Origin of the sequence: Variovorax soli NBRC 106424, assembly GCF_001591385.1 — a bacterium.
Lineage (GTDB): Bacteria > Pseudomonadota > Gammaproteobacteria > Burkholderiales > Burkholderiaceae_C > Variovorax > Variovorax soli.
Genome location: NZ_BCUU01000050.1, coordinates 1 through 25,714, shown reverse-complemented (window position 1 = coordinate 25,714; position 25,714 = coordinate 1). Strand labels below are relative to the sequence as shown.

Genomic DNA, 25,714 nt, shown 5'->3' with positions numbered 1-25,714 from the left:
GCAGTGCCTGCAAAACTCGGTGCGCGTCCTACATGCGCGGCGGCGCGAACGCACTAAAACTTCAAGGGTGCAGGACATCAGCGCATCCACCGCGGCCGCCACCCATGCATCACCTGTTTCGTTGAAGGTGATGACGGTCAACACGCACAAGGGATTTGCGGCACTCAATCGCCGCTTCATTCTTCCCGAGTTGCGCGAAGCGGTGCGCACGGTGGGGGCCGACCTGGTCTTCCTTCAGGAGGTGCTGGGTACCCACTCGCGCCATTCGCAGACCATCCAGAACTGGCCCCAGGCACCGCACTACGAATTCCTGGCCGACACCATGTGGCCGCAGTTCGCCTATGGGCGCAACGCGGTCTATCCACGCGGCCATCATGGCAATGCGCTGCTTTCCAAGTTTCCCATCGTCCAGCACCGCAACCACGATGTGTCCCTGAGCGGCGTGGAAAAGCGCGGCCTGCTGCATTGCACGCTGCGCCTGCCCGGGCGTGCCCTCGACGTGCATGCCATCTGCGCGCACCTGGGCCTTTCCGAAGTGCAGCGCGACCAGCAGCTGGAGTTGCTCTGCCACATCGTGCGCGATGAGGTTCCGCCCGACGCGCCGCTGATCGTGGCCGGCGACTTCAACGACTGGCGCGGCCGGGCGCACAAGATCCTGGAAGAAGGCGCAGCCCTGCACGAGGTATTCGTCCGTGCACAGGGACGCGCGGCGCGCACTTTTCCGGCGCGCTTTCCGGTGCTGCCGCTGGACCGCATCTATGTTCGCAACGCCGGCGTGCATGCGCCGGTGGTGCTCCCGCGCAGGCCCTGGTCGCACCTGTCGGACCACGCGCCGCTGGTGGCGGAGATCACGCTATGAGCGAGCGCTGGGTGCCCGGCAATGAGGTGAGTCTCATCGAGAACGGCGAGGAGTTCTATCCGCGCGTGTTCGAGTGCATCGCCAATGCCAGGCGCGAGGTCATCATCGAGACCTTCATCCTCTTCGAGGACGAAGTGGGCCTGGCATTGCAACGCGAATTGATCGCCGCGGCGCAGCGCGGCGTGCGGGTGGACATCATGATCGACGGGTTCGGTTCGCCCGACCTCTCGGACGAGTATGTGCTGTCGCTCACCCGCGCGGGCGTGAAGCTGCGCGTGTTCGATCCGGGCATCCGGTTTCGCCTGCTCGGCCAGCGGCTGAACATGATCCGGCGCATGCACCGAAAGATCATCGTGATCGACGGCGAACTGGCCTTTGTGGGCGGCATCAACTTTTCGAGCGACCACCTGCGCAGTTTCGGCCCCATGGGCAAGCAGGACTATTCGGTGGAAGTGGCCGGCCCGGTGGTTGCGCAGATCCACCGCTTCGTACTGCGCGAGATTGCGCTGGGCCAGCAGGAACCGGCGTGGTTTCGCAGGCGGATTCGCGAATACGAGCCGCCCAGCGCACGCGATGAACGCAAAGGCAGCGCAGACGTGATGTTCGTCTCGCGCGACAACCGCCGGCATCCGGAAGACATCGAGCGGCACTACCGCGCCGCCATCCGCAGCGCGCGCAAGCGCATCGTGATCGCCAATGCCTATTTCTTCCCGGGCTATCGACTCATCAAGGAAATGCGGCGCGCGGCCCGACGCGGCGTGGATGTGCGCCTCATCCTGCAGGGCGAGCCCGACCTGCCCATCGTGAAGACGGCAGCCAGCATGCTGTACCACCACCTTCTGCATGCAGGCGTGCACATCTACGAATACTGCGAGCGGCCGCTGCACGGCAAGGTCGCGCTGGTGGACGACACGTGGAGCACGGTGGGCTCGAGCAACCTCGACCCGCTCAGCCTGTCGCTCAATCTCGAGGCCAACGTGATCGTGCGTGACGCCGGCTTCAACAGCGTACTGGCCGACCGGCTCGAGCAGCTGATGCGCAACTCGTGCAAGAAGGTCGATGCAGCCGACCTCAGCGAGTGGAGCGCATGGCGCCTGGTGCGCAGCTTCTTCATCTTCCACTTCCTGCGCTGGTATCCGCGGTGGGCCGCCTGGCTGCCGCGGCACAGCCCCCGGCTGCAACCGGCCGAAGCGCTGCTTCGCAACGCCGACGCGCGCACGCAAGCCCCATGACGCGCACCACCGGCCGACACAAGAGGCTTTCGGCATAGCTGCCGAAAGAGTCCGATGCGTTCCGCAACAGTGCCTTTGACGCAGCGCCCCTGGTGGCCCTGGGCGAGGCGGGGCGCCGCGCTCGTCTTCCTGCTGGCTGTGGCTGCCTTGCTGGTGCGGCAGGGCCGGACCATCGACTGGTCGGCCGTGCTCGACGCCGTGGGCGATCTGCCGGTGCGCGTCGTCCTGGCCGCAACGGCGGTGGCTGCATGCAGCCATGCGATCTACAGCAGCTACGACCTGCTGGGCCGCCATCTCACCCACCACACGCTGGGTACCGGCACGGTGATGGGCGTCACCTTCATCAGCTATGCCTTCAATCTCAACCTGGGCTCGATGGTGGGCGGCATCGGCTTTCGCTTCCGGCTGTATTCGCGCCTGGGCCTGAAGGCACAGGACATCACCCGCATCGTCGGTTTCAGCCTGCTCACCAACTGGACCGGCTACCTGCTGGCCGCGGGCATTGCGTTCCTTTTCTGGCCTCCTGCCTTGCCGCCGGACTGGAAGCTGGACAGCGGCGGCCTGCGCATCGTCGGAGGCATTGCATTGGCCATCGCCGCAAGCTATGTCCTCTTCTGCGCCTGGGCCCATGAGCGAAGCTGGGTTGTGCGCGGGCATCGCATCGAGCCGCCGCGCGTGCGCATGGCGCTGCTGCAGTTGCTGGTCTCCGGCGTCAACTGGTCGCTCGTGGGCGCGGTGATCTGGGTGCTGCTGCAGGGCGCCGTGGCGTATCCGCACGTCCTGGCCGTCCTGCTGACCTCCGCCGTGGCCACCCTGATCGTGCGCATACCGGGCGGCCTGGGCGTGCTGGAGACGGTATTTGTCGCCCTTTTGTCCTATCGGATTGCGCAGGACCGGCTGCTGGCGGCGTTGCTCGCCTACCGCGCCATCTACTACCTGCTGCCGCTGATGCTGGCCACCGTCGCCTATGCAGTCACCGAAATGCGGGCGCGGCGCCTGCGAGTGGGGCGCGCCAAGGCCGATGATCAGACGCGATACGTGTAGCGCCCTGGCGCCGCTCGTCAAACTGTCACTGTCAAACGGCCTGGACCAATCGAAGCAGCGTGATTTCCGACGGAGCACCGAAACGCTTGGGCGGCCCCCAGTAGCCGGTGCCGCGGCTCACATACACCCACATGTCGTGCAAGCGGTGCAAGCCGGCGGTGAACGGCTGCTGCAAGGGCACGAACAGGTTCCACGGAAAGAACTGGCCGCCGTGCGTGTGGCCCGACAGCTGCAGCTGGTAGCCTGCCTGCGCCGCGGCGATGGCACTGCGCGGCTGGTGCGCCAGCAGCACCCGGGTGTGCACCTGTGGCGGTGCATCGCGAACCGCGCCTTCCGGATCGCTGGCATGGCTGTCGTCGAAGTGGCCGGCGGTGTAGTCGGTCACGCCCGCCACCACCAGCGCGCTCTCGTGCACTTCCTCGTCGGTCTGCGCGCCGCTCACGTTGCGCGTCTGCAGTACCACGTGTTCGTTCATCAGCACGTGAAGCCCCAGGCGGCGCAATTCGTCGACCCATGCATGGGCCCCGGCGTAGTACTCGTGGTTGCCGGTGACCACGTAGGTTCCATGCCGTGCCTTCAGCTTGCCCAGCGGCGCCACGTGCGTGCGCAACTCGGTCACGGAACCGTCGACCAGGTCGCCCGTGATCGCCACCATGTCCGCACCCAGCCGGTTGACGGCATGGACGATGCGCTCGATATAGCGCACCCGGATCGTCGGCCCGACATGGATGTCGCTCAGCTGCGCAATGGTGAAGCCCGCCAGCTGGCTGGGCAGGCGTGAAATCGGAATGTCGACCCGGCGCACTCGGGCGGTGCGCCGTGCATTGAAATATCCCACCAGGGTGATCAGCGTGGCCAGCAAGGGCACCAGCAGCGCGCTCGTGGTGCGCCAGGCGTCGGCGCCGCTGTTCGCGCCTGACGGGCCCAGCAGCCAGTGGCCCAGCAGGACCACGTCGCGCAAGACGCTCAGGACAAAAAGGGAGGAGAACCAGCCCATGCTGACCAGGCCGACCCATTTCAGCCAGGCCGGGATGGGCCAGCGCCTGCGGGCGAGGAAGGGCAAGGGCATGCTGACCACCGAAACCACCAGCGCGAGCGCCAGCAACGGCCATGCCGGCGTGCGCTCGGCAAGCGCCGGCAGAAGCCGCAGTGCGAGCAGCGCATGCAGCAATGCAACGATGAGGGTCAGCGGAACAAACGCCATTTCATCAGAGTATGCTGCAGCGCATCAAAACGTGCTTGCGACGCAGGCGACAACTTGCACCGAAAGGTGCCAAGTCTCGAATGCTGGATTGGAATCACCCCGTCGCTCGCGCAGTTCAGGAACTGGAACGGGCCAGGGGCGCGTCGGTGCCCTGCGGCCATTCGAAGACGCTCTTGATCGACGTGCCGGGCCCCGGATTGAAATTTCGCGCTGGATCTTCTGGCCCGCCAGCACGGCCTCGACCGTGTAGCGCCCAGGGTCGAGCCGCGCCATCAGGTACGGACCGGCCGAATGCACCTGGTCGAGCACCGCGTTGCCGGCGCGGGCGGCATTCTTCTTCTGGGCCAGATGCAAGGTCATGATCGAGTCCTTTCCTGAGGAACGTGGCACACCCTGGTGCCACGGAGAGGACTGTGCGACCGGCGCCTTAGTTCGCCCTTAAGCAGCCCTGCGCTCAGCGCAGCGAAGCCTGCGTCGGCTCCGGCGCGGACAGGTTCGACGGCCACACGAAGGTCGCCCTGGCGCCTCTGCCGTTCACCACCGTCAGCTGCTGGATCAGGGTCAGGCCGTCCAGCGTGGCCTCGACCTTGTAGGTGCCGGGTGCGAGCCGCGCCAGCAGGTGCGGCGCATCGGCCATCACGTCCAGCACCTGGTAGCCGTTGTAGGCATCGGTGACCACCAGCTTCACGCCGGTGACGCGCGCAGGTGCATCACCCGGCTGGTTCATGGCGAACTGGAAGCTGGCCGCCCAGCGCGGCGCCACCGTTTCCATGAAGGAGGCCTCGGCCTGCCCGCTTCCGCCGCACATGTATTCGACGCCCTGGGGTGCCATGCGGATGGGGGGATTGCTCACCATCGCGGCGCTGGCGTGCGCTGCAAGCACGCAAAAAGGAATTGCCAGCCAGAACTGGCGCCTTGGCGAACTGGCAGTTTTCATGGACGGTTTCAACTCTTGAACGATTCAATCCGGGAAGCCCGTGCTCCGTCCAAAGCAAGACTGATGCGCGTTCTCCCTCCCATTCCACCCGCAGCCCGTTTCAGCGCTGTGAAGCAGGGCACGGTTGTATCTCGATGCAAGTGCCGGCAGCGAGAGGACAAACCCCCGAGGGATTCTGAGCTCGGCTCATACAGCTGTATGCGAAAAGCGCGCTTGCTTGTGCCGGCGCGCCGGGCATACAGCTGTTGGGCTTTTCCAAAGCAGCAAATTCTGTCCACGGCGCAGGTTTGTTCTTGCTATCTCTTCTTATTCTTCTATTTCAAATTAGTAGTAGTAGTAAGGGTCGCGCCTGCCTGTGGAAATATCGACTTTTTCCAGTGATTTCAAGGACTTGGCGTGCCTCGACCACTGTGCGCAGCCCTGCTTCGCAAATGCTTCGCCACAGGGAACAAGATGGACCGCACCGCCCGGCCTGTGGACAAGCGTCCTCTTGTGCGAAAACTGTCCCCAGAGTTGTGCTTTGACAGGGCGTGACGGAGGCGGTAAAGGGGAATTTCGGTGCGTAAATCCGCGTGCTTAGAAATTAAGCAGAATGTTGTTTCTCATTAAAAATCAACGACTTGCACGCGTCTTACATAGTAGTCCGAGAGTTGTTCACAGACTTGCCCAGAATTTGTGGGGAGAAAACTCGAGCGCCCGAAAAAAAGCGCAACCGCATCACCACTGGATGCGGTTGCGCCGGTTTTTGCAGTCGCGTCAGTTGAGGGCTGCGGCAGGTCCGAAGAATTCGTAGCGCGCCTGGGCCTCCGGCACGCCCAGGGCCTTGAGGCTGCGCTTGACCACGGCCATGAAGGGCTTCGGGCCCAGGAAGTAGGCATCCAGGTCGCGGGTGGCGGGCAGCCATTCGGCCAGCCGTTCCTGGTCGATCAGGCCGACGCCGTCTGCGCTTTCGTCGGCTTGTTCGTAACAGTAGAAGCGTTGCAGCTGCGGGTGCTGGGCGGCCAGCGTGTCGACCGTGTCGCGGAAGGCATGCGCTGCCTTGTTGCGGGCGCAGTGGATGAAGTGGACGGGGCGGTCGTTCTTCTTCAGCGCCTCGCCGAGCATGGCCAGCGTGGGCGTGATGCCGACGCCGCCGCTGATCAGTACCAGCGGCTTGTCGCCCGGCTGCAGGGTGAATGCACCGGCCGGCGGGAATACATCCAGCACATCGCCTTCGCCGATGTTGTCGTGCAGGTGGCGCGAGACCAGGCCGTCGGCTTCACGCTTGACGCTGATGCGCAGGTCGCGTCCGTTGGCGCCGGCCGAGAGCGAGTAGTTGCGGCGCTGCTCCTGCCCGTCGATCGACAGGCGCAGGCCGATGTACTGGCCCGGTTGATGCGCCACCACCGTCTGGCCGTCGACCGGGGTGAGGTAGAACGAAGTGATTTCGCTGCTCTCCCGCACCTTGCGTGCCACACGGAAGGCGCGCGCGCCGCGCCAGCCGCCGGTTTGCTCTTCGTTGGCGCGATAGGCCTGCTCTTCGGCGCCGATCAGGATGTCGGCCAGCTGCTGGTAGGCGGCGCCCCAGGCGGCCAGCACCTCATCGGTGGCGATTTGCGCGCCGAGCACTTCGCGGATGGCGCGCAGCAGGCAGGCCCCCACGATCGGATAGTGCTCGGGCAGCACCTGCAGCGAGACGTGCTTGTTGATGATCTGCGCCGGCAGATTTCCCAGGCCTTCCAGGCGGTCGATGTTCTTCGCGTACATCAGCACGCTGTTGGCCAGCGCGCGGGGCTGGTCGCCGCTGGCCTGGTGCGCCTGGTTGAACAGGGGGCGCACCTGCGGATACTCGGCCAGCATGATCCGGTAGAAGTGGGTGGTCAGCGCTTCCCCGCCGGTCTCGAGCAGGGGGACGGTCGCCTTGACGATGGCGCGTTGCGATTCGGTCAGCACGGTGGGGTTCCTTCCTTGGATAGAGGCGTTGGTCTCGGTCTGCCAACGTTATTGCAGTGCAACAGCCATGCCAATTCCATGTTCTATATAGATCAATCGGTTAGCGCGGAGAATGTCGAATCGACACACAAATTGGTCGAGTCTAAGTGACTCGAATTCATGTGCAATTGACAACTTCGGAATGGCTGCGCGCCCTGGTGCCGCTGGTCGACGACCTTCAGCAGGAAATTGCCGAGTCCGAGCGTTATCGCCGGCTGTTGAACGCCCTGCGGGGGCTCTTTCCATGTGATGCGGCCGCACTGCTTCGGCTCGAAGGCGACAGCCTCCTGCCCTTGGCCATCGACGGCCTGAGCCGCGACACCCTGGGCCGGCGCTTCAAAGTGTCGGAGCACCCGCGATTCCGGGTGCTTCTGGAGGCCGGCCGCCCGTGGCGATTCGCGCCCGACAGCGATCTGCCCGATCCGTACGACGGCCTGGTGGAAGGCGTGCACGGCGAACTGGAGGTGCATGACTGCATGGGCTGCACGCTCCAGGTCGAAGGGCAGCCCTGGGGCCTGCTCACCCTGGATTCACTCACGCACGGCAGTTTTTCCGAAGCGCACCTGGACATCCTCCAGGCCTTCGGCAGCCTGGCCGGCGCCACGGTGAGTGCGGCGATGCGCATCAACCGCCTGGCGAACCTGGCGCAGAGCGAACGCCAGCGGGCCGAGTCGTACAAGCTGGCCGCGGCAACGCCTGTGCGCGAGCTTCTGGGACACAGCTCAGCGATCAAGCGCATGCAAAAGGACATAGACCTGGTGGCGCCGAGCGACCTCACGGTCCTGGTCACGGGGGAGACCGGCGTCGGCAAGGAGCTGGTGGCGCAGGCGCTGCACGCGCATTCCGGCCGGGCGGACCGGCCCATGGTCAGCATCAACTGCGCCGCCCTGCCCGACGCGCTGGTGGAAAGCGAACTGTTCGGCCACGTCCGCGGCGCGTTCACCGGCGCCGTGAGCGACCGGCAAGGCAAGTTCGAGCTGGCCGATGGCGGCACCTTGTTCCTGGACGAGGTCGGCGAGCTGCCGCTGCCTGCACAGGCCAAGCTGCTGCGCGTGCTGCAGAGCGGGCAGGTGCAGCGCCCCGGCTCCGACGTGGAGCATCACGTCGATGTGCGCCTGATCGTGGCGACCAACCGTGACCTGGCGGCAGAGGTCCGTGCCGGCCGGTTGCGTGCCGACATCTATCACCGCCTGAGTGTCTATCCGCTTCGGGTGCCGCCGCTGCGCGAACGCGGCCGCGATGTGCTGCTGTTGGCCGGACGCTTCCTGGAAGAGAACCGGTCGCGCCTGGGCCTGGGCAGCGTGCGCCTGGATGCCGACGCGCAAGCCGCCTTGCTGGCGTACGACTGGCCGGGCAATGTGCGCGAGCTCGAGCACCTGATCGGGCGCAGCGTGCTCAAGGCCCTGGGCCGCCAGCAGCCGAGGCCGCGGATCCTGACGGTGACGGCGACCGACCTTGCGCTGGATGCCGGTACCGGGCAGGCACCGGCACCGTCAAAGGACGCCACGGCAACGTCCGCCGAACAGGTGGACTCGCCCACGAGAGGCAGCCTGCGCGATGCCGTGCAGTCCTTGGAGCACCGGCTGGTGCGGGAAGCCATGGAACGCCACCACGGCAACTGGGCCGGCGCGGCGCGCGAACTGCAGATGGACCGGGCCAACCTGATCCGGCTGGCGAAGCGGCTGGGGCTTTACGAAGCACGCCAGCGCGGCGTGCTTCGCTGAGGGCTTGGGCCTTCTTGCGCCCTCAGCGTCCGTCGCCGCTCACACGTCGATATTGGCCGCGCGCAGCGCGTTAGTCTCGATGAACTCGCGGCGCGGTTCCACCTCGTCGCCCATCAGCATGGTGAACACGCGATCGGCCTCGATGGCGTCGTCGATCTGCACCTTCAGCAGGCGGCGGACGTTCGGGTCCATGGTGGTTTCCCACAGCTGCTCGGGGTTCATCTCGCCCAGGCCCTTGTAGCGCTGGCGCGCGGTGGCGCGCTCGGCCTCGCCCAGCAGCCATCGCATGGCCTGGCGGAAGTCGCCGACCTTCTCTTCCCTGGCCTTCTCGCCCTCGCCGCGGCGCACCACGGCGTCTTCGGCCAGCAGGTTGCGGAAGGTGTTGGCCGCCTCGGCCAACGCAGCGTAGTCGGCGCCGTGCACGAAGTCCTGCGTGAGCACGCTGCTCTTGATGTTGCCGTGGTGGCGCCGGCTGATGCGCAAGAGCGGCTTGTCGGTGCGGGCATCGAACTCGCTCGCCACTTCGGCCGGCACGCCGGTGGTGTTGAGCTCGCGCAGCTTGTTCTGCAGCGCCACGGCGGAGGCTTCGGCCGATGCGGTGCTGTCCAGGTCGATGGCCACGCCATCGGCAATGGCGCGCAGCGCCTCGGCATCCATGAAGCCGCCCAGGCGGGCGATGACCGCCTCGGCCAGCTGGTGCTTGCGTGCCAGTTCGGCCAGGGTCTCGCCGGTGATGACGTTGGGTTTGGCGCCGCCGGTGGAAATGCTCGCGTCCTTCAGCGCCACCTTCAGCAGGAAGGCATCGAGGGCGGCCGCGTCCTTCAGGTATTGCTCTTCCTTACCCACCTTCACCTTGTACAGCGGCGGCTGCGCGATGTAGATGTGGCCGCGCTCCACCAGCTCGGGCATCTGGCGGTAGAAGAAGGTCAGCAGCAGCGTGCGGATGTGCGCGCCGTCCACGTCCGCGTCGGTCATGATGATGATGCGGTGGTAGCGCAGCTTGCTCACGTCGAAGTCGTCGGCCCCTGCCACGCCGCTGTCGTTGGCCCGGCCGATGCCGGTGCCCAGGGCGGTGATCATGGTGAGGATTTCGTTGCTGGTGAGCAGCTTCTCGTAGCGCGCCTTTTCCACGTTCAGGATCTTGCCGCGCAGCGGCAGGATGGCCTGGAACTTCCGGTCGCGGCCCTGCTTGGCCGAGCCGCCGGCGGAGTCGCCCTCCACCAGGTAGACCTCGCACAGGGCCGGGTCCTTCTCCTGGCAGTCGGCCAGCTTGCCCGGCAGGCCCATGCCGTCGAGCACGCCCTTGCGGCGCGTCATTTCGCGGGCCTTGCGCGCGGCTTCGCGGGCCTTGGCGGCCTCGACGATCTTGCCGCAGATGATCTTGGCGTCCTGCGGGCGCTCCTGCAGGTAGTCGGCCAGCAGGCGCCCGACGATGTCTTCCACCGGCGCGCGCACCTCGCTGGACACCAGCTTGTCCTTGGTCTGGCTGGAGAACTTGGGCTCGGGCACCTTCACGCTCAGCACGCAGCACAGGCCTTCGCGCATGTCGTCGCCGGTGACTTCGACCTTGGCCTTCTTGGCCAATTCGTTCTCTTCGATGTACTTGTTGATGATCCGCGTCATCGCGGCGCGCAGGCCGGTCAGGTGGGTGCCGCCGTCACGCTGCGGAATGTTGTTGGTGAAGCACAGCACCTGCTCGTTGTAGCCCGAGTTCCATTGCATGGCCACTTCCACGCCGATGTGCGTGCCCGGGATGCCGCCGTAGGTGTCGGCCGGCCGCTCGCCCGAGGCGTAGAACACGTTCGGGTGCAGCACCTGCTTGCCCTTGTTGATGAATTCCACGAAGCCGCGCACGCCGCCGGCGCCGGAAAAGTCGTCTTCCTTGCCGCTGCGCTCATCCACCAGGCGGATGCGCACCCCGTTGTTCAGGAAGCTGAGTTCGCGCAGGCGCTTGCTGAGGATCTCGTAATGGAAGTCGTTGTTTTCCTTGAAGATCTCGGTGTCCGGCAGGAAGTGCACCTCGGTGCCGCGCTTTTCCGTCTCGCCGGTGATCTTCATCGGCGAGATCTCGATGCCGTTGGCATCTTTCTCGACGATGCGGTTCTGCACGAAGCCGCGGCTGAACTCCAGCAGGTGGACCTTGCCTTCGCGGCGCACCGTGAGGCGCAGCATCTTCGACAGCGCATTCACGCAGGACACGCCCACGCCGTGCAGGCCGCCCGAGACCTTGTAGCTGTTCTGGTTGAACTTGCCGCCGGCGTGCAGTTCGGTCAGCGCGATCTCGGCCGCCGAGCGCTTGGGCTCGTGCTTGTCGTCCATCTTCACGCCGGTGGGAATGCCGCGGCCGTTGTCCACCACCGAGATCGAGTTGTCGGTGTGGATGGTCACGACGATGTCGTCGCAGAAACCGGCCAGTGCCTCGTCGATGGAGTTGTCCACCACCTCGAACACCAGGTGGTGCAGGCCGGTGCCGTCGGAGGTGTCGCCGATGTACATGCCGGGGCGCTTGCGCACCGCCTCCAGGCCTTCGAGGATGGTGATCGAGCCCTCGCCGTAGGAGTCGGCCGAAGGCGGCGTGATTTCCACGGGAATGGCGCTGTCGATATCAGCCTCGTAGACCGGCTCGGTGTGCGGTGCTTCCGGCTTGATTTCTTCGCTGCTCATCAAATTTCCTCAAACTCTCTGGCTAGCACTTGCTGCCTTCATACACTGATGTCGCCCTGATCGGTCGGGCGAGGGTCCAGCCCTTCCAGGGGCCGGCGAAGCCTGGCCAATTCGTGAAACACCGCGGAACCGGCTTTGCCGGGGCCGCAGGTGTTGCCCCCTGGAAGGGGGTGCAGAAGCCACACGAAGTGGGCAAGGCTGGGGGTGAGCCTAAATTCGCATCGGCATCACGACGTACTTGAAGTTCGCGTTTTCGGGGATGGTGACCAGCGCGGAGCTGTTGGAATCCGCCAGGTCGATGCGCACCATGTCCTGGCTCATGTTGGCCAGCGCCTCGATGAGGTAGCTCACGTTGAAGCCGATCTCGATGGTGTCGCCGCCGTAGTCGATGTCGAGCTCGTCCTGCGCCTCTTCCTGCTCGGCATTGTTGGAGGCGATGCGCAAGGTGCCCGGCTCGATGTTCAGGCGCACGCCCTTGAACTTTTCGGACGTGAGGATGGCGGTGCGCTGCAGGCTGGCCAGCAGCGGCGCGCGGCCCAGGGTGACGGTGTTCTTGTGGCCCTTGGGGATCACGCGGTTGTAGTCGGGGAACTTGCCCTCCACCAGCTTGGTGACGAACTCCATGCCGCCGAAGCTGAACTTGGCCTGGTTGTTCGCGAACTGCATCTCGATGGCGCCCTCGGCGTCGGACAGGAGGCGCTGCATTTCCAGCACCGTCTTGCGCGGCAGGATCACTTCCTGCCGGGGCACTTCCACGTCGAGCGTGGCGGAAGCGAAGGCCAGGCGGTGGCCGTCGGTGGCCACCAGGCTCAGCTGCTTGCCTTCTGCCACGAACAAGATGCCGTTGAGGTAGTAGCGGATGTCGTGCACCGCCATGGCAAAGGACACCTGCGAGAGCAGGTCCTTGAGCACCTTCTGCGGCACGCTGAAGGCCGGGCCGAAGTTGGCCGATTCCTGCACCAGCGGGAAGTCTTCGGCGGGCAGGCTCTGCAGCGTGAAGCGGCTCTTGCCGCCCTTGAGCACCAGCTTGTTCTGGCTGGATTCGAGGCTCACCGTCTGATCGGCCGGCATGGTGCGAAGGATGTCGACCAGCTTGCGCGCGCCCACGGTGGTGGTGAAGGAGCCCTCGTCGCCGCCCAGCTCGGCCGAGGTGCGGATCTGGATCTCCAGGTCGCTGGTGGTCAGCTGGATCTGGCCGCCGGCCTTGCGGATCAGCACATTGGCCAGGATCGGCAGCGTATGTCGACGCTCCACGATGCCCGCCACCGACTGCAGAGCGGCCAGGATTTTGTCTTGTGTTGCCTTCAGGACGATCATGTGTACCTCTTCTCTTCCTTCGGTTTCTTCTTCAGATTCGATTCAATGTCGAAGCGGCCGCTGCCACGCCAACCGGTTTCATTCCAACAACAGGCCACCGTAGCGCACGAGCGGGGCAGGCGCATGTCGAGCGGGCCTTGCGGCATCAGCCCTTGAGCGTCTGCTCGAGCACGTGCAGCTGCTGGTTGAGTTCGGTCAGCTGCTGGCGTTCGCCCGAAATCTTGCGAACGGCATGCAGCACGGTGGTGTGGTCGCGCCCCCCGAACAGCTCGCCGATCTCGGGCAGGCTCTTCTGCGTGAGTTCCTTGGCCAGGTACATGGCAATCTGGCGCGGCCGCGCAATGGAGGCCGGGCGCTTCTTGCTGTACATGTCGGCGACCTTGATCTTGTAGTAGTCGGCCACCGTCTTCTGGATGTTTTCCACCGAGATCTGCCGATTCTGAATGGAGAGCAGGTCGCGCAGCGCCTCGCGCGCCAGCACGATGGAAATTTCTTTCTGGTTGAAGCGCGAATAGGCCAGGATCTTGCGCAGCGCGCCTTCGAGCTCGCGCACGTTGGATCGCACGTTCTTGGCCACGAAGAAGGCTACTTCCTCGGGCATCTCGGCGCCCTCGGCGCGTGCCTTGTTGATCAGAATGGCCACGCGCATTTCCAGCTCGGGCGGCTCGATGGCTACCGTGAGACCGGAATCGAAGCGCGACACGAGCCGCTCGTGGATGTCCGCCAGACCCTTGGGATAGGTGTCGCTGGTCATCACGATGTGCGACTTCTTGGCCAGCAGGGCTTCGAAGGCGTTGAAGAATTCTTCCTGCGTGCGGTCCTTGTTGGCGAAGAACTGCACGTCGTCGATCAGCAGCAGGTCGAGCGAGTGATAGCGCTCCTTGAACTCGTCGAAGGTCTTGCGCTGGTAGGCTTTGACCACATCCGAGACGAACTGCTCGGCGTGGATGTAGAGAACCTTGGCATCGGGCCGGTCCGCGAGCAGGCGGTTGCCCACAGCATGCATCAGGTGGGTCTTGCCCAGGCCGACGCCGCCGTAGATGAACAGCGGGTTGTACAGATGCCCGGGCATGCCGGCCACGTGCATGGCCGCGGCGCGCGCCATGCGGTTGGCCGTGCCTTCCACCAGGTTGTCGAAGGTGAGGCTCGCGTTCAGCCGGTTCTTGAAGCCGGCGGCCACCGGCTCTTCGCCCAGGCCGCCCACTTCCCGGGGCACGTCAGTTTCGACCATGGCCACCACGGGCGCAGGCCGTACGGGCGCTTCACGAGGAGCGAGCGCTAACTCAATGGCCACGGGCTGGCCGTAGAGCTTTTCGGCCAGGGCGGCAATCTTGCCGGCGTACTGGGCGCGGATCCAGTCGAGCTTGAAGCGGTTGGCAACGAAGACAGTGACGCGCGAGAGGTCGTCCGCGACCTGTGCGGTCAGCGGCTTGATCCAGGTGTTGAACTGCTGTTCGGACAGTTCTTGCGCGAGCTGGTCGACGCAGGCCTGCCACAGGCTGTCGCCGATACCGTCACTGGACATGGGCGCGCGGAATCAGGGTTCGTCCCTCGGTCATTTTCGTTCTTGGTATGTGGATAGTTGCTTGCGCCATGCGCCTGGCATTCTAACTTGTCAAAACCTTATCCACACCGCTGCGGGGTACGGGAAAAGACTGAGGGCGCCGCCCAGAAATTGCCGGCCCGGCAAATGTTTGCGATAATCGCGGGTTCCCCTTTCGGCCATGACCAAATGGCCGCGCAGTTCTGCGCACTTGTGTACCCGGCGCCTCAGGCTTTCGGGAGTGCAGGGGCTGCGAAAAAGAGCCAGCAGATTTGGCAGGGCGTCCGTGCGGTTTCGCGTTTTTCAGAGCGAACTGAAGGGGCCGTCGCCAAGGCACATTCAGGAAAGTCATCATGAAACGCACGTATCAAGCATCCAAAGTTCGCCGCGCCCGTACCCACGGCTTTCTGGTCCGCATGAAGACCCGCGGCGGCCGCGCCGTCATCAACGCTCGCCGCGCCAAGGGCCGCAAGCGCCTGGCCGTCTGAGCGAGCCCGCCGGGACTTTTCGCCGCGCCGGCGCACCGATCACTGGCAGCTTGCCGGCTTCGCTGCAGTCGTCGGTTGACCTGCGCCCGGATTCCATGCAGCGGCTCCAGTCCCGCGCGCAGTTCCAGGCTGTTCTTGCAGGCTCCACCGTGGCGCGCACCCCTCACTTCGCGTTGCACCGATGTGCACTCGAGGCGCCTGCGCGCGCCGGTGACAAGCCGCCTGCTGCCTTGTTCGAGCCGGCGGCCACCTGGCTCGGCGCGATGGTGCCCAAGCGCTGGGCCCGCCGCGCCGTCACCCGCAATGCCATCAAGCGCCAGATCTACAACGTGAGCGCCAGCTTCGACGCTGCCCTGCCCCGGGCCGCTTATGTGGTGCGCCTGCGCGCAGGCTTTGATCGCAAGGCTTTTCCGAGCGCCAGTTCTGCCGCGCTCAAGTCCGCAGTGCGCGCCGAGCTGCAGCAATTGTTCGAGCGCCTGGGCGCCCGGCAGGGGGCCGCGTCATGAACGCGCCGCCCGACGCCGCCCCGCTTTCGCCTGCGGCACGCGCGCTCGTCTTCCTGGTCAAGGGCTATCGCCTTCTGCTGAGCCCGTGGCTGGGCTCGGCCTGCCGGTTCGAGCCGACCTGCTCCGTCTATTCCATCGAGGCGCTGCAAACGCACGGCGCCGTGCATGGCAGCTATCTCACCTTGCGCCGCCTGTCGCGTTGCCACCCGTGGTGCGACGGTGGCCATGACCCGGTCCCTGCCAAGGCCGGGGACGGCACGCCTGCTGCGGGTGCGCTGTTCTCTTTTCTCTCTTCCGACAAGAAGTCTTCTCCATGAACGATATCCGCCGAACCATCCTCTGGGTGATCTTTGGTTTCTCGCTGGTGTTGCTGTGGGACCAGTGGCAGGTCTACAACGGCCGCAAGCCGACCTTCATGCCTTCGGCCCAGGTTGCGCATGAAGATGCCAAGAAGCAGCCGGTGGCGCCGGAAGCAGCAAGCAACGGCGTGCCGGCGGCGGCAGCCGGCGGCGCCTCGTCGACTGCAGCGTCCGGTGTCCCGGCGCAGGCCGCGCCCGCGCCGGCCAGCCTGAAGGTCGAGGTGAAGACGGATGTGTTCAAGGCGGTGATCAACAGCGACGGCGGCACCCTGGCTCGCCTGGAGCTGTCGCAGTACCTGGACCAGACCAGCCAGCACGGCCTGGTGGAATGGTTCAAGCGCCTCATCGGCCAGCCGACGCCCCCCGACGAGGTCCGGCCCGTCACCCTGATGGAAGACGGCTCGCCGGCCACGCGCTACGTGGCGCAGACCGGCCTGCTCAATCCCGATGACAAGGGTCCGCACTTTCCCACGCACCTGACCCCGATGCGCCTGAAGGACGGCCCGCTGGCCCTGGCCGACGGCAAGGACGTGCTCGAAGTCACTTTCGAATCCGAGCCGCAGGGCGGCCTGAAATACGTCAAGACCTACGTCTTCAAGCGCGGCGACTATTCCATCCAGGTGAAGCACCAGGTGGTGAACGTGGGCGACCAGCCGCGCGACGTGCAGCTGTACCTGCAGCTGGTGCGCCACGGCACGGTGCCCGGCACCACCATGTTCGGCACCAACACCTTCACCGGCCCGGCCTTCTACACGGAAGAGAAGAAGTTCCACAAGGTCAGCTTCGAGGACATCGCCAAGAAGAAGGCCGAGATGCCGCCGGCGGCCGACAACGGCTGGGTGGCCATGGTGCAGCACTACTTCGCATCGGCCTGGCTGCTCAATGTGCCGGGCAGCGAAAAGGTCAAGCGCGAGTTCCGCGTGGCCGACCTGGGCAACAACCTCTACTCGGCCGCCATGGTGCTGCATCTGCCGCAGGTGGCGCCGGGCGCGACCCAGACGCTGGACAGCAACCTGTTCGCCGGCCCCGAGGAAGAAAAGAAGCTCGAGGCGCTGGCGCCGGGCCTGGACCTGGTCAAGGACTACGGCATCTTCGCCATCATTTCCAAGCCGCTGTACTGGCTGCTCGACCAGCTGCACAACTTCCTGGGCAACTGGGGCTGGGCCATCGTGGCGCTGGTGGTGCTGCTGAAGGCCGCTTTCTACTGGCTCAATGCCAAGGCGTACGCCAGCATGGCCAAGATGAAGGCGATCAATCCCAAGATCATGGAGATGCGCGAGCGGCTGAAGGACAAGCCGCAGGAAATGCAGCAGGAGATGATGCGCATCTACCGCGAGGAAAAGGTCAACCCGATGGGTGGCTGCTTCCCCATCCTGATCCAGATTCCGGTGTTCATCGCGCTGTACTGGGTGCTGCTGTCGTCGGTGGAAATGCGCCACGCACCCTGGATCCTGTGGATCAAGGACCTGTCGGCACCCGATCCCTGGTTCATCCTGCCGGTGATCATGACGGCCACCTCGCTGATCCAGACCTGGCTGAACCCCACGCCGCCCGATCCGATGCAGGCCAAGCTGATGTGGATCATGCCGCTGGCCTTCAGCGTGATGTTCATCTTCTTCCCGGCCGGCCTGGTGCTGTACTGGATCACCAACAACGCGCTGTCGATCCTGCAGCAGTACGTGATCAACAAGCGCCTGGGTGTCCTGGGCGACCCCAAGAAGAAATAAACAGGCGCGTTCGCGCAGTCAGACATCAAGGGCCGCTTCGCGGCCCTTTTTGCTAAAAAGGCTTTCCCATGCTCGTGCGCAATTCCGATCCCATCGTCGCCATCGCCACCGCGCCCGGACGCGGGGCAGTGGGCATCGTGCGCGTGTCGGGCCGCAGCCTGTCGCCCCTGGTGCAGGCCCTGTGCGGCCGCAGCCTGCGCCCGCGCGAGGCGCATTACCTGCCCTTCCTCGACGGCTCCGGCGGCGCAGTGGACCACGGCCTGGCCATTCACTTCCCGGCCCCTCATTCCTTCACCGGCGAAGACGTGCTGGAGCTGCAGGCGCATGGTGGCCCGGTGGTGCTGCAGCTGCTGGTGGCACGCTGCCTGGAGGCTGCGGCCGAACGCGATCCCGTCACGAGCGCCGAGTGCCTGCCCGGCCTGCGGGTGGCGCAGCCCGGCGAGTTCAGCCAGCGCGCCTTCCTCAACGGCAAGATGGACCTGGCGCAGGCCGAGGCCATCGCCGATCTGATCGATGCGAGCACCGAGGCCGCGGCGCGCAGCGCCAGCCGGTCCTTGTCGGGCGAATTCTCACGCGAGATCCACACCCTGCGCGATGCGCTGATCCACCTGCGCATGCTGGTCGAGGCCACGCTGGACTTCCCGGAAGAGGAAATCGACTTCCTGCAAAAGGCCGATGCCGACGGCCAGCTGGTCAGGCTGCGCGGCATGCTCGAGGCCGTCCAGCGGCGCGCGCGCCAGGGGGCGCTGCTGCGCGAAGGCATCAAGGTGGTGATTGCCGGCCAGCCGAATGCGGGCAAGAGCTCGCTGCTCAACGCCCTGGCGGGCGCGGAGCTGGCCATCGTGAGCAGCGTGGCGGGCACCACCCGCGATGTGGTGGCGCAGACCATCCAGATCCACGGGGTGCCGGTGCACGTGGCGGACACCGCCGGCCTGCGCGAGAGCAGCGACGAGGTCGAGCAGATCGGCATTGCGCGCGCCTGGGGCCAGATCGAGGGCGCGGACGCCATCCTCTTCCTGCATGACCTCACGCGGGTCGACGCGCCCGACTACGCCGAGGGCGATGCCGCCATCGCCGGCCTGCTGGCCACCAAGCTGCCTGTCAGCGTCCCGGTGTTGCATATCTGGAACAAGAGCGATGCCGTATCGGCCGACCAGCTCCTGCCCGCCCGCGAGGGCATTTCGCTCTCGGCCAAGAATGGGCAGGGCCTGGAGGCGCTGCGCGACAAGCTGCTGGAGCTGGCCGGCTGGCAATCCGTGCCCGAGGGCGTCTACCTGGCCCGTGCGCGCCACGTGCAGGCGCTGGCGCGGGTCGGGGAACACCTGGCGCTGGCGGCCGAGCACCTGGCAATGCAGGACCAGCGACTGGATCTTCTGGCCGAGGAGTTGCGGCTGGCGCAATCGGCCCTCAACGAGATCACTGGCGAGTTCGGGGCCGACGATCTGCTTGGTGTGATCTTTTCGCGCTTCTGCATCGGCAAATAGGGGCCCGGCAAATACCACATTCCGGTTACTTCTGTTGCATTTGTGAGCAATTTGCTCTGCATTCGCTCATACTGCGGGATCTCGCCAGGAATTTCTCCGTATGCCCTCCACGATCCAGGACCTGTGTCGCGCGATCTCGCAAAACACCAGCTATGACGCATTTGCGCCCTCGCTGAGCGCCCAGCAATGGGAGATGCTGGCCACCTACCTGCAGCCGCTGGACGTGCCGCCAGGGCAGATCGTGATCGACCAGGGCGCGCAGGACCGCACGGTCTACTTCATCGAGAAGGGCACGCTGAGCGTGCATGTCATCCATTCTTCCGGACAGATGCAGTTGGCGATTCTCAACGCCGGTTCGGTGGTGGGTGAAGGCGCTTTCTTCTCGAGGCTGCCGCGTTCTGCCAATGTCATCGCGACCGGCCCCACCCTGCTTTGGCGCATGACCTCGATCCGCTTCTCGGAAATGGCCAATCGCCAACCTGCGCTGGCGCTGGAAATTACGCTCGCCCTGGGTTCGGTCATTGCCAAGCGCATGGTGAACAAGCCCAAGCGCGTTGCCGTGACGTGAGGGGCGAGGCGCCGTGACCGTACTGTGCGGCACCTGCAGCGCCGAAAACCGCGACGCGGCCAAGTTCTGCAAGGGCTGCGGCCGCAAGATCGCCCAGGCCTGGCCGCAGGCCGCATCGGCTGCGCCTGCCGACGAGGCAGCCTGGCCGCCCGCGCCCGCTCGGCCGGCGAAAGCGCATGAGGAGTTGCGGCCGATGCCTGCACCGCCGCGAGCGCGCATCGGCAATGGGCGCTGGATCGTGGGGCTCGGCCTCGGCGTCGTTCTGCTGGTGCTGGCCGCGTCCTGGTGGGGCCATCGAAACAAGGGACAGGAGATCGCCCGGCCGACTGCACCCGTGCCGGATGCTCCGGCCAATCATCAACCGGCCGCGGTTGAAGGCTCCCCGCCGGCCGTGACCGACGTCCCTGGGCCGGCCGCGACGACGCCGACGACGGCAGACACCGCGGAGCATTCCGTGTTGCAGGAGCCGGCCGGGGCTGCGCCGGGGCCCGCACCCACGGCTGAAGCAGCGGCACCCGCAAGCCCCCAGCCGCGCAAGCCTGCAGCCAAGAAGCAGGCGCCGTCCTTGCCCGCACCGGTGGCCGTCGAGGCTGCGCCGCCCCCGCCCATCCCTGCGCCGGCACCGGCGCGGGTTCCCACGCCGCAGGAAAGCTGCGCCGGCCGCAACTTCATCGCGCGCGCCCAGTGCATGGCCGAACAATGCGCTCGCCCGGAGGTGGCCCGCCATCCGCAGTGCGAGGCGGTGCGGCAGCAGCAGCGCATCGAAGAGGAAAAGCGCAACCCGACGATGGCCGGCTGAGCCGGCCGGCCCACCTGGCGGGGCAGAGCCCGCGTCAGCCCTTTTGCAACCGGTCGATGGCCACGGCCAGGGCAGCCGGCTTGCCCGACAACACCAGTGTGTCGCCGTCTTCCAGGCGCGTGTCGTCGGCCAATTCGCAGCGCTGGCCGTTGCGCCGCCGCAGGCTGGCCACCCGCACGCCCATGGCGGCCAGATCCAGCGTCGAGACGGTATTGCCAATGGCGCTCGCGCCCGCGCTCAGGGTAAAGCTGTTGAAGCGCTCGTGATCGATCTCGTCCGCGTTGTCGTCGTCGGCGCCGTGGAAGTAGCCGCGAAGCAGGTTGTAGCGGGCATCGCGCTGGTCCTGCACCACGCGAATCACCCGGCGCATGGGAACGCCGACCAGCGCCAGCGCATGGCTGGCCAGCATCAGGGAGCCCTCGATGGCTTCTGGCACCACTTCGGCGGCGCCCGCGGCCTGGAGCCTTTCGAGGTCGCGGTCGTCCTGCGTGCGCACGATCACCGGCACCTGCGGCGCGTGGGCGCGTGCGTTGGCAAGCACCTTGAGCGCACCGGGGATGTCCAGGTAGGTCACCACGACGGCGCTGGCGCGTGCCAGGCCGGCCGCCATCAAGGCCTGCAGCCGTGCGGCGTCGCCGAACACCACGGAGTCGCCGGCGGCGGTCGCCTGGCGCACGCGGTCCGGATCCAGGTCCAGCGCCATGTAGGGAATGCCTTCGCGCTCGAGGATGCGCGCCAGGTTCTGCCCGCAGCGGCCGTAGCCGCAAATGATCACGTGCTGGGTCGTGTTGATGGTCTTGCGCGCGATGGTGGTCATCTGCAGGGACTGGTGGAGCCAGTCGCTGGCCACCAGCTTGCGCACGATGGTGTTGCTGTACAGCACGATGAATGGCGTGGCGAGCATCGACACCACCATCGACGCCAGCACCGGGTTGACCAGCCATTCAGGCATGAGGCTGCCCTGCCCGGCCAGGCTCAGCAGCACGAAGCCGAACTCCCCGGCCTGCGCGAGGTACAGGCCCGTGCGAAGCGAGACGCCCGCGGTGGCGCCCAGCCCGCGCGCCAGCAGGGTGACCAGCCCCAGCTTGAAGGCCAGCGGCAGGATCAGCAGCACGCCCACCAGTCGCCAGCGCTCGACCACGACGTGCCAGTCCAGCGACATGCCGATGGTGATGAAGAACAGGCCCAGCAGCACGTCGTGGAAGGGGCGGATGTCGGTTTCCACCTGGTGCTTGAACTCGGTCTCGGACACCAGCATGCCGGCGATGAAGGCACCCAGCGCCAGGCTCAGGCCCGCCAGTTCGGTCAGCCAGGCCAGGCCCAGGGTAATGAGCAGCAGGTTGAGCATGAACAGCTCTTCGCTGCGCCGGCGCGCCACCAGCGTGAGCCACCAGCGCATGACCCGGGGGCCGCCGAAGAGCAGCAGCGTGACCAGCACGCCGGCCTTCAGCAGCGCGAAGCTCAGCGCCTTGAGCAGCAACTCCGGCGGTGCGCCCAGTGCGGGGATGAGCACCAGCAGCGGCACCACCGCCAGGTCCTGGAACAGCAGCACGCCCATCACGCGCTTGCCGTGCTCGCTCTCCAGTTCCAGCCGCTCGGCCATCAGTTTGACGACGATGGCGGTGCTGCTCATGGCCAATGCACCCGACAACGCCACCGCCGTCTGCCAGGAAAAGCGCCAATGCGGCGGCAGCAGCCGGGCCAGCAGCAAGGCGCCGGCGGTGGCGACCAAGATGGTCAGGACCACCTGCAGCAGTCCCAGGCCGAACACATGCCGGCGCATCGCCCGAAGCTTGGGCAGGTTGAACTCCAGCCCGATGGCGAACATGAGGAACACCACGCCGAACTCGCCCAGGTGGCGGATGGCTTCCGAGTTCTGCGCCAGCGCCAGCGCATGCGGGCCGATCAGCACGCCTGCCGCCAGGTAGCCCAGCATGGGCGGCAGCTTCAGGGAGCGGCAGGCCACCACGCCGATGACCGCGGCAAGCAGGTACAACAGCGTGAGGTCGAAGGAAGACATGGTCCGATCCTATTCGACGGCATGAGTGAATTCGCCCGGGATCTGTACCAGAAACCGCCAAGCCCGAAGCACGGGCGCAAACATGGCTCGCGCCTAAAATCCCTTGCGATGAGCACCCCCACGCCCAACACCCCCCCGGCCCTCGACCCTGAAGCCATGCTGGCCCGCGCCCGCGCCACCTTCGACATCGAGGGGCAGGCCGTGCTGGGCCTGAAGACGCGCGTTGGCGCCAGCTTTGTCGAGGCGGTGCAAAGAATCCTCGCCGTGCGCGGGCGCGTGGTGGTCATGGGCATGGGCAAGAGCGGCCATGTCGGGCGCAAGATCGCCGCCACGCTGGCATCGACCGGCACGCCGGCCATGTTCGTGCACCCCGCCGAGGCCAGCCACGGCGACCTGGGCATGATCAAGGCGGTCGACCTCGTGCTGGGCATCTCCAACAGCGGCGAGGTCGAGGAACTCACCACCATCCTGCCGGTGGTCAAGCGGCAGGGCGTGCCGCTCATCGCCATGACCGGGCGTGCCGATTCCACGCTGGCCCAGCACGCCGATGTCGTGCTCGACAGCAGCGTCGAGAAAGAGGCGTGCCCGCTCAACCTCGCGCCCACGGCGAGCACCACGGCGCAGATGGCGCTGGGCGACGCACTGGCCGTGGCGCTGCTGGATGCGCGCGGCTTCGGCACGGAGGACTTTGCCCGATCGCACCCCGGCGGCGCCCTGGGCCGCAAGCTGCTCACCCACGTGAGCGACGTGATGCGCTCGGGCGACCAGATTCCGCTGGCCAAGCCGGATGCCAACGTGAGCGAGCTGATGCGCGCCATGAGCACCGGCGGCTTCGGCGCCGCTGCGGTAATCGAGCCCGATGGCCGTGCCACCGGCATCTTCACCGACGGCGACCTGCGCCGCCTGATCGAGGCCGGCGTGGACCTGCGCACGGCCCGTGCCCAGGACGTGATGCACCGCGGCCCGCGCACCATCCGCGTCGAGGCGCTGGCGGTGGAAGCGGCCGAACTCATGGAGCAGCACGGCATCACCCGCCTGTTCGTGGTGGATGGGGAGGGCAGGATCGTCGGCGCCCTGAACACGAACGATCTGATGCGCGCCAAGGTCATCTGAGATGGCGGTGCAGACCTTCCCGGCCGAAACCCTGCTGCGTGCGCAAGACCTGCGCGTGGCTTTCTTCGACGTCGACGGCGTGCTGACCGACGGCGGCGTGTATTTCAGCGAGCACGGCGAGACGCTCAAGCGCTTTTCCATCCTGGACGGCTATGGGCTCAAGCTGCTGCGCCGCGCCGGCATCACGCCGGTGGTGATCACCGGGCGCGATTCCAAGCCGCTGCGCGTGCGGCTGGAGGCGCTCGGACTCGAACACGTCCGCTACGGCACGGAAGACAAGCTTCCTGCGGCCCAGGCGCTGCTCGCGCAACTGGGCCTCGACTGGGCCCAGGCCGCAGCCATCGGGGACGACTGGCCTGACCTGCCTGTGCTCGCCCGCGTCGCGCTGGCGGTGGCCCCACCCAATGCGCACGTCGAAGTGCGAGCGATCGCACACCACGTGACGCATGCGCGCGGCGGCGAGGGTGCAGCGCGCGAGTTCTGCGATCTGCTGCTCACTGCTGGCGGGCACTATTGCCGCATGCTCGATGCCGCGCGGGGGCCGCTGGTTTGAGCCGTCTGCTGCATTGGCTGCGCATCGGCTTCGATCGCGTCACGATCTACCTGCCGATCATCCTGGCCGCGGCACTGGCATTGGGGACCTACTGGCTCGTGCGCAACGCGCCGCGGCTGATGGAGCCCAAGCCGCCCGTGCCGGTGACCCACGACCCCGACTATTTCATGCGCAGCTTCGTGATCAAGCGCTTCTATTCCGATGGAGAGCTGCGCAGCGAGCTGCGCGGCAAGGAGGGCCGGCACTATCCCGACAACGACACGCTGGAAGTCGACGAGGTGCGCGTGCGCACGGTCTCCCCGAGCGGGCTGGTGACGCATGCGACCGCCAACCGCGGGCTGTCCAATGGCGACGCCAGCGAAGTGCAGTTGTTCGGCAATGCCATCGTGGTTCGCGACGCGGCCCGCGGTGCCAATGGCGAGGAATTTCCGCGCCTGGAATTCCGGGGCGAGTTCCTGCACGCCTACACCGACACCGAACGCGTGACCTCCAACAAGCCGGTCATCCTGACGCGCGGCGATGACCGGTTCACCGCCGACAGCATGGACTACGACAAGATTTCCGGCGTGGCCAATCTCACAGGTCGCGTCCGAGGCGTGATCCAGCCGGCGCAGCCCGCCGCCGGGAAGCCATGAGCGCCGCGAAGGCGCCGCTGGTATTCATCACTGGCGCTTCCAGCGGCATTGGCCAGGCCTTGGCGGCGCGCTACTACGCGGCCGGCTACCGGCTGGCATTGAGCGCGCGCCGTACCGCAGAAATCGAGGCCTGGGCTTCGGCGCACGCGCTCGACCCCGACCGCTTCCGGATCTACGGCGCCGATGTCGCGCAGGTCGACAGCATCGTGTCGGCCGGCCGCGCCTGCATCGAACAGCAAGGCGTGCCCGACGTGGTGATCGCCAATGCCGGCGTCAGCATCGGCATGGACTCGGAGCAGTTCGAAGACCTCGACGTGATGGCACAGACCTTCGCGATCAACAACCTGGGACTGGCCGCCACCTTCCACCCTTTCGTCGGACCGATGCGCACACGCGGCAGCGGCCGGCTGGTGGGCATCGGCAGCGTGGCCGCCATTCGCGGCTTGCCCGGGCACGGTGCGTACTGTGCGAGCAAGGCAGGCGTGGTCAGCTACTGCGAAAGCCTGCGCGGTGAATTGCGCGCCAGCGGCGTCAAGGTCGTCACCCTGTGTCCGGGTTACGTGGATACGCCGCTCACCCAGGGCAATCGCTACGGCATGCCCTTTCTTCTGCAGCCGGCGGAATTTGCCGAGAGGGCCTACCGTGCCATCGACGCTGGCAGCAGCTACCGCGTCATTCCCTGGCAGATGGGCGTGGTCGCCAAGCTGCTGCGCGTGCTGCCCAATGCCGTGTTCGACTGGGGTGTGCAGGGGCGCGGGCGCAAGAAGCGGCGGGGCGAGCAATAGGATGCTGATCGACCAAAGAAAAAGGGCTCCCGAGGGAGCCCTTTGCTATTCCTGAGGGGATCAGTAGCCGCTGTTGCCACCGTTGCCGCCGCCGTAGCCGCCACGGCCACCACCGCCGCCGCCACGCGGGCCGGCGCCGTAGGGGCTGCGGAAACCGCCGTCGCCACCACCACCACCGCTGC

The 25,714-nt window shown here is 66.2% G+C and carries 23 protein-coding genes; 15 read left to right on the top strand and 8 right to left on the bottom strand.

Annotated elements, in window-relative coordinates; genetic code table 11:
* The first annotated feature begins 130 nt into the window (after window positions 1-130).
* From VSO01S_RS15520 to VSO01S_RS15510, 3 genes are read left to right on the top strand one after another with little or no spacing between them, the layout of a single operon-like run.
* On the top strand, window positions 131-859 hold the full coding sequence (locus VSO01S_RS15520) for an endonuclease/exonuclease/phosphatase family protein (protein WP_084241893.1): 729 nt from the start codon (window positions 131-133) through the stop codon (window positions 857-859).
* The gene (gene clsB, locus VSO01S_RS15515) at window positions 856-2,091 is read left to right on the top strand and encodes a cardiolipin synthase ClsB (protein WP_068643717.1); all 1,236 of its coding nucleotides are present in this window, start codon (window positions 856-858) and stop codon (window positions 2,089-2,091) included. The genes VSO01S_RS15520 and clsB overlap by 4 nt, the downstream gene beginning before the upstream one ends.
* Window positions 2,092-2,145: 54 nt before the next feature.
* Window positions 2,146-3,135 carry a lysylphosphatidylglycerol synthase domain-containing protein gene (locus tag VSO01S_RS15510; protein ID WP_068643716.1) on the top strand — a complete coding sequence of 330 codons (990 nt, stop codon included), beginning with the start codon at window positions 2,146-2,148 and terminating at the stop codon, window positions 3,133-3,135.
* Between the two features lie 31 nt (window positions 3,136-3,166).
* Here VSO01S_RS15510 and VSO01S_RS15505 read toward each other — a convergent pair whose 3' ends face one another.
* The 4 genes from VSO01S_RS15505 to hmpA all read right to left on the bottom strand — a co-directional run bounded on the left by VSO01S_RS15505 (window position 3,167) and on the right by hmpA (window position 7,208).
* Entirely contained in the window at window positions 3,167-4,339 is a 1,173-nt protein-coding gene (locus VSO01S_RS15505) for a metallophosphoesterase (RefSeq protein ID WP_068643715.1), read from the bottom strand.
* A gap of 24 nt (window positions 4,340-4,363) precedes the next feature.
* Window positions 4,364-4,699, bottom strand: coding sequence for a hypothetical protein (locus VSO01S_RS27160; protein ID WP_153305273.1), 336 nt, complete (start codon window positions 4,697-4,699; stop codon window positions 4,364-4,366).
* A 94-nt stretch (window positions 4,700-4,793) separates the two neighbouring features.
* Window positions 4,794-5,222 (bottom strand): hypothetical protein, encoded by a 429-nt coding sequence (locus VSO01S_RS15500; RefSeq protein ID WP_161944448.1) that lies wholly within the window; start codon window positions 5,220-5,222, stop codon window positions 4,794-4,796.
* Window positions 5,223-6,032: 810 nt separating this feature from the next.
* Window positions 6,033-7,208: an NO-inducible flavohemoprotein gene (gene hmpA / locus VSO01S_RS15495; RefSeq protein WP_068643713.1), complete on the bottom strand. Its 1,176-nt coding sequence runs from the start codon at window positions 7,206-7,208 to the stop codon at window positions 6,033-6,035.
* 167 nt (window positions 7,209-7,375) lie between these two features.
* On the opposite strand from hmpA, the gene norR reads away from it, so the two are divergent.
* Window positions 7,376-8,971 (top strand): nitric oxide reductase transcriptional regulator NorR, encoded by a 1,596-nt coding sequence (gene norR / locus VSO01S_RS15490; RefSeq protein ID WP_068643712.1) that lies wholly within the window; start codon window positions 7,376-7,378, stop codon window positions 8,969-8,971.
* Window positions 8,972-9,010: 39 nt separating this feature from the next.
* Here the strand turns inward: norR and gyrB are convergent, their stop codons facing one another.
* The 3 genes from gyrB to dnaA form a co-directional block, all read right to left on the bottom strand.
* On the bottom strand, window positions 9,011-11,635 hold the full coding sequence (gyrB, locus tag VSO01S_RS15485) for a DNA topoisomerase (ATP-hydrolyzing) subunit B (protein ID WP_068643711.1): 2,625 nt from the start codon (window positions 11,633-11,635) through the stop codon (window positions 9,011-9,013).
* Between the two features lie 210 nt (window positions 11,636-11,845).
* The gene (gene dnaN / locus VSO01S_RS15480; RefSeq protein ID WP_068643710.1) at window positions 11,846-12,952 is read right to left on the bottom strand and encodes a DNA polymerase III subunit beta; all 1,107 of its coding nucleotides are present in this window, start codon (window positions 12,950-12,952) and stop codon (window positions 11,846-11,848) included.
* A gap of 145 nt (window positions 12,953-13,097) precedes the next feature.
* Window positions 13,098-14,477: a chromosomal replication initiator protein DnaA gene (gene dnaA, locus VSO01S_RS15475; protein ID WP_068643709.1), complete on the bottom strand. Its 1,380-nt coding sequence runs from the start codon at window positions 14,475-14,477 to the stop codon at window positions 13,098-13,100.
* Window positions 14,478-14,848: 371 nt separating this feature from the next.
* On the opposite strand from dnaA, the gene rpmH reads away from it, so the two are divergent.
* From rpmH to VSO01S_RS15440, 7 genes are all read left to right on the top strand, one after another.
* A complete protein-coding gene (rpmH, locus tag VSO01S_RS15470) occupies window positions 14,849-14,983 on the top strand; it encodes a 50S ribosomal protein L34 (protein WP_007834827.1) in 135 nt (44 codons plus the stop codon).
* A 95-nt stretch (window positions 14,984-15,078) separates the two neighbouring features.
* The gene (locus tag VSO01S_RS15465; RefSeq protein ID WP_068643728.1) at window positions 15,079-15,489 is read left to right on the top strand and encodes a ribonuclease P protein component; all 411 of its coding nucleotides are present in this window, start codon (window positions 15,079-15,081) and stop codon (window positions 15,487-15,489) included.
* Complete coding sequence (gene yidD, locus VSO01S_RS15460; RefSeq protein ID WP_068643708.1) at window positions 15,486-15,806, top strand: membrane protein insertion efficiency factor YidD; 321 nt, start codon at window positions 15,486-15,488, stop codon at window positions 15,804-15,806. The genes VSO01S_RS15465 and yidD overlap by 4 nt, the downstream gene beginning before the upstream one ends.
* Entirely contained in the window at window positions 15,803-17,575 is a 1,773-nt protein-coding gene (gene yidC / locus VSO01S_RS15455) for a membrane protein insertase YidC (protein WP_068643707.1), read from the top strand. Before yidD ends, yidC begins: the two co-directional genes overlap by 4 nt.
* 68 nt (window positions 17,576-17,643) lie before the next feature.
* Window positions 17,644-19,059: a tRNA uridine-5-carboxymethylaminomethyl(34) synthesis GTPase MnmE gene (gene mnmE, locus VSO01S_RS15450; protein WP_068643706.1), complete on the top strand. Its 1,416-nt coding sequence runs from the start codon at window positions 17,644-17,646 to the stop codon at window positions 19,057-19,059.
* A gap of 100 nt (window positions 19,060-19,159) precedes the next feature.
* Window positions 19,160-19,627 carry a Crp/Fnr family transcriptional regulator gene (locus VSO01S_RS15445; RefSeq protein WP_068643705.1) on the top strand — a complete coding sequence of 156 codons (468 nt, stop codon included), beginning with the start codon at window positions 19,160-19,162 and terminating at the stop codon, window positions 19,625-19,627.
* 13 nt (window positions 19,628-19,640) lie between these two features.
* Window positions 19,641-20,426: a hypothetical protein gene (locus tag VSO01S_RS15440; RefSeq protein ID WP_068643704.1), complete on the top strand. Its 786-nt coding sequence runs from the start codon at window positions 19,641-19,643 to the stop codon at window positions 20,424-20,426.
* A 34-nt stretch (window positions 20,427-20,460) separates the two neighbouring features.
* Here the strand turns inward: VSO01S_RS15440 and VSO01S_RS15435 are convergent, their stop codons facing one another.
* The gene (locus VSO01S_RS15435; RefSeq protein WP_068643703.1) at window positions 20,461-22,446 is read right to left on the bottom strand and encodes a monovalent cation:proton antiporter family protein; all 1,986 of its coding nucleotides are present in this window, start codon (window positions 22,444-22,446) and stop codon (window positions 20,461-20,463) included.
* Between the two features lie 108 nt (window positions 22,447-22,554).
* Between VSO01S_RS15435 and VSO01S_RS15430 the strand changes: the two genes are divergently transcribed.
* From VSO01S_RS15430 to VSO01S_RS15415, 4 genes are read left to right on the top strand one after another with little or no spacing between them, the layout of a single operon-like run.
* The gene (locus VSO01S_RS15430) at window positions 22,555-23,559 is read left to right on the top strand and encodes a KpsF/GutQ family sugar-phosphate isomerase (RefSeq protein ID WP_068643702.1); all 1,005 of its coding nucleotides are present in this window, start codon (window positions 22,555-22,557) and stop codon (window positions 23,557-23,559) included.
* Window position 23,560: 1 nt separating this feature from the next.
* Window positions 23,561-24,112: a KdsC family phosphatase gene (locus VSO01S_RS15425; protein ID WP_068643701.1), complete on the top strand. Its 552-nt coding sequence runs from the start codon at window positions 23,561-23,563 to the stop codon at window positions 24,110-24,112.
* A gap of 5 nt (window positions 24,113-24,117) precedes the next feature.
* The gene (lptC, locus tag VSO01S_RS15420) at window positions 24,118-24,747 is read left to right on the top strand and encodes an LPS export ABC transporter periplasmic protein LptC (RefSeq protein ID WP_068643727.1); all 630 of its coding nucleotides are present in this window, start codon (window positions 24,118-24,120) and stop codon (window positions 24,745-24,747) included.
* Complete coding sequence (locus VSO01S_RS15415; protein WP_068643700.1) at window positions 24,744-25,532, top strand: SDR family oxidoreductase; 789 nt, start codon at window positions 24,744-24,746, stop codon at window positions 25,530-25,532. The genes lptC and VSO01S_RS15415 overlap by 4 nt, the downstream gene beginning before the upstream one ends.
* The last annotated feature ends 182 nt before the right edge of the window (window positions 25,533-25,714 follow it).

Excerpts from the sequence above, each read along its gene's own strand:
- VSO01S_RS15520 (WP_084241893.1), top strand. The coding sequence starts at position 131 with ATGACGGTCAACACGCACAAGGGATTTGCGGCACTCAATCGCCGCTTC.
- clsB (WP_068643717.1), top strand. The coding sequence starts at position 856 with ATGAGCGAGCGCTGGGTGCCCGGCAATGAGGTGAGTCTCATCGAGAAC.
- VSO01S_RS15510 (WP_068643716.1), top strand. The coding sequence starts at position 2,146 with ATGCGTTCCGCAACAGTGCCTTTGACGCAGCGCCCCTGGTGGCCCTGG.
- VSO01S_RS15505 (WP_068643715.1), bottom strand. The coding sequence starts at position 4,339 with ATGGCGTTTGTTCCGCTGACCCTCATCGTTGCATTGCTGCATGCGCTG.
- VSO01S_RS27160 (WP_153305273.1), bottom strand. The coding sequence starts at position 4,699 with ATGACCTTGCATCTGGCCCAGAAGAAGAATGCCGCCCGCGCCGGCAAC.
- gyrB (WP_068643711.1), bottom strand. The coding sequence starts at position 11,635 with ATGAGCAGCGAAGAAATCAAGCCGGAAGCACCGCACACCGAGCCGGTC.
- dnaN (WP_068643710.1), bottom strand. The coding sequence starts at position 12,952 with ATGATCGTCCTGAAGGCAACACAAGACAAAATCCTGGCCGCTCTGCAG.
- dnaA (WP_068643709.1), bottom strand. The coding sequence starts at position 14,477 with ATGTCCAGTGACGGTATCGGCGACAGCCTGTGGCAGGCCTGCGTCGAC.
- rpmH (WP_007834827.1), top strand. The coding sequence starts at position 14,849 with ATGAAACGCACGTATCAAGCATCCAAAGTTCGCCGCGCCCGTACCCAC.
- VSO01S_RS15465 (WP_068643728.1), top strand. The coding sequence starts at position 15,079 with ATGCAGCGGCTCCAGTCCCGCGCGCAGTTCCAGGCTGTTCTTGCAGGC.
- yidD (WP_068643708.1), top strand. The coding sequence starts at position 15,486 with ATGAACGCGCCGCCCGACGCCGCCCCGCTTTCGCCTGCGGCACGCGCG.
- yidC (WP_068643707.1), top strand. The coding sequence starts at position 15,803 with ATGAACGATATCCGCCGAACCATCCTCTGGGTGATCTTTGGTTTCTCG.
- mnmE (WP_068643706.1), top strand. The coding sequence starts at position 17,644 with ATGCTCGTGCGCAATTCCGATCCCATCGTCGCCATCGCCACCGCGCCC.
- VSO01S_RS15445 (WP_068643705.1), top strand. The coding sequence starts at position 19,160 with ATGCCCTCCACGATCCAGGACCTGTGTCGCGCGATCTCGCAAAACACC.
- VSO01S_RS15435 (WP_068643703.1), bottom strand. The coding sequence starts at position 22,446 with ATGTCTTCCTTCGACCTCACGCTGTTGTACCTGCTTGCCGCGGTCATC.
- VSO01S_RS15430 (WP_068643702.1), top strand. The coding sequence starts at position 22,555 with ATGAGCACCCCCACGCCCAACACCCCCCCGGCCCTCGACCCTGAAGCC.
- VSO01S_RS15425 (WP_068643701.1), top strand. The coding sequence starts at position 23,561 with ATGGCGGTGCAGACCTTCCCGGCCGAAACCCTGCTGCGTGCGCAAGAC.
- VSO01S_RS15415 (WP_068643700.1), top strand. The coding sequence starts at position 24,744 with ATGAGCGCCGCGAAGGCGCCGCTGGTATTCATCACTGGCGCTTCCAGC.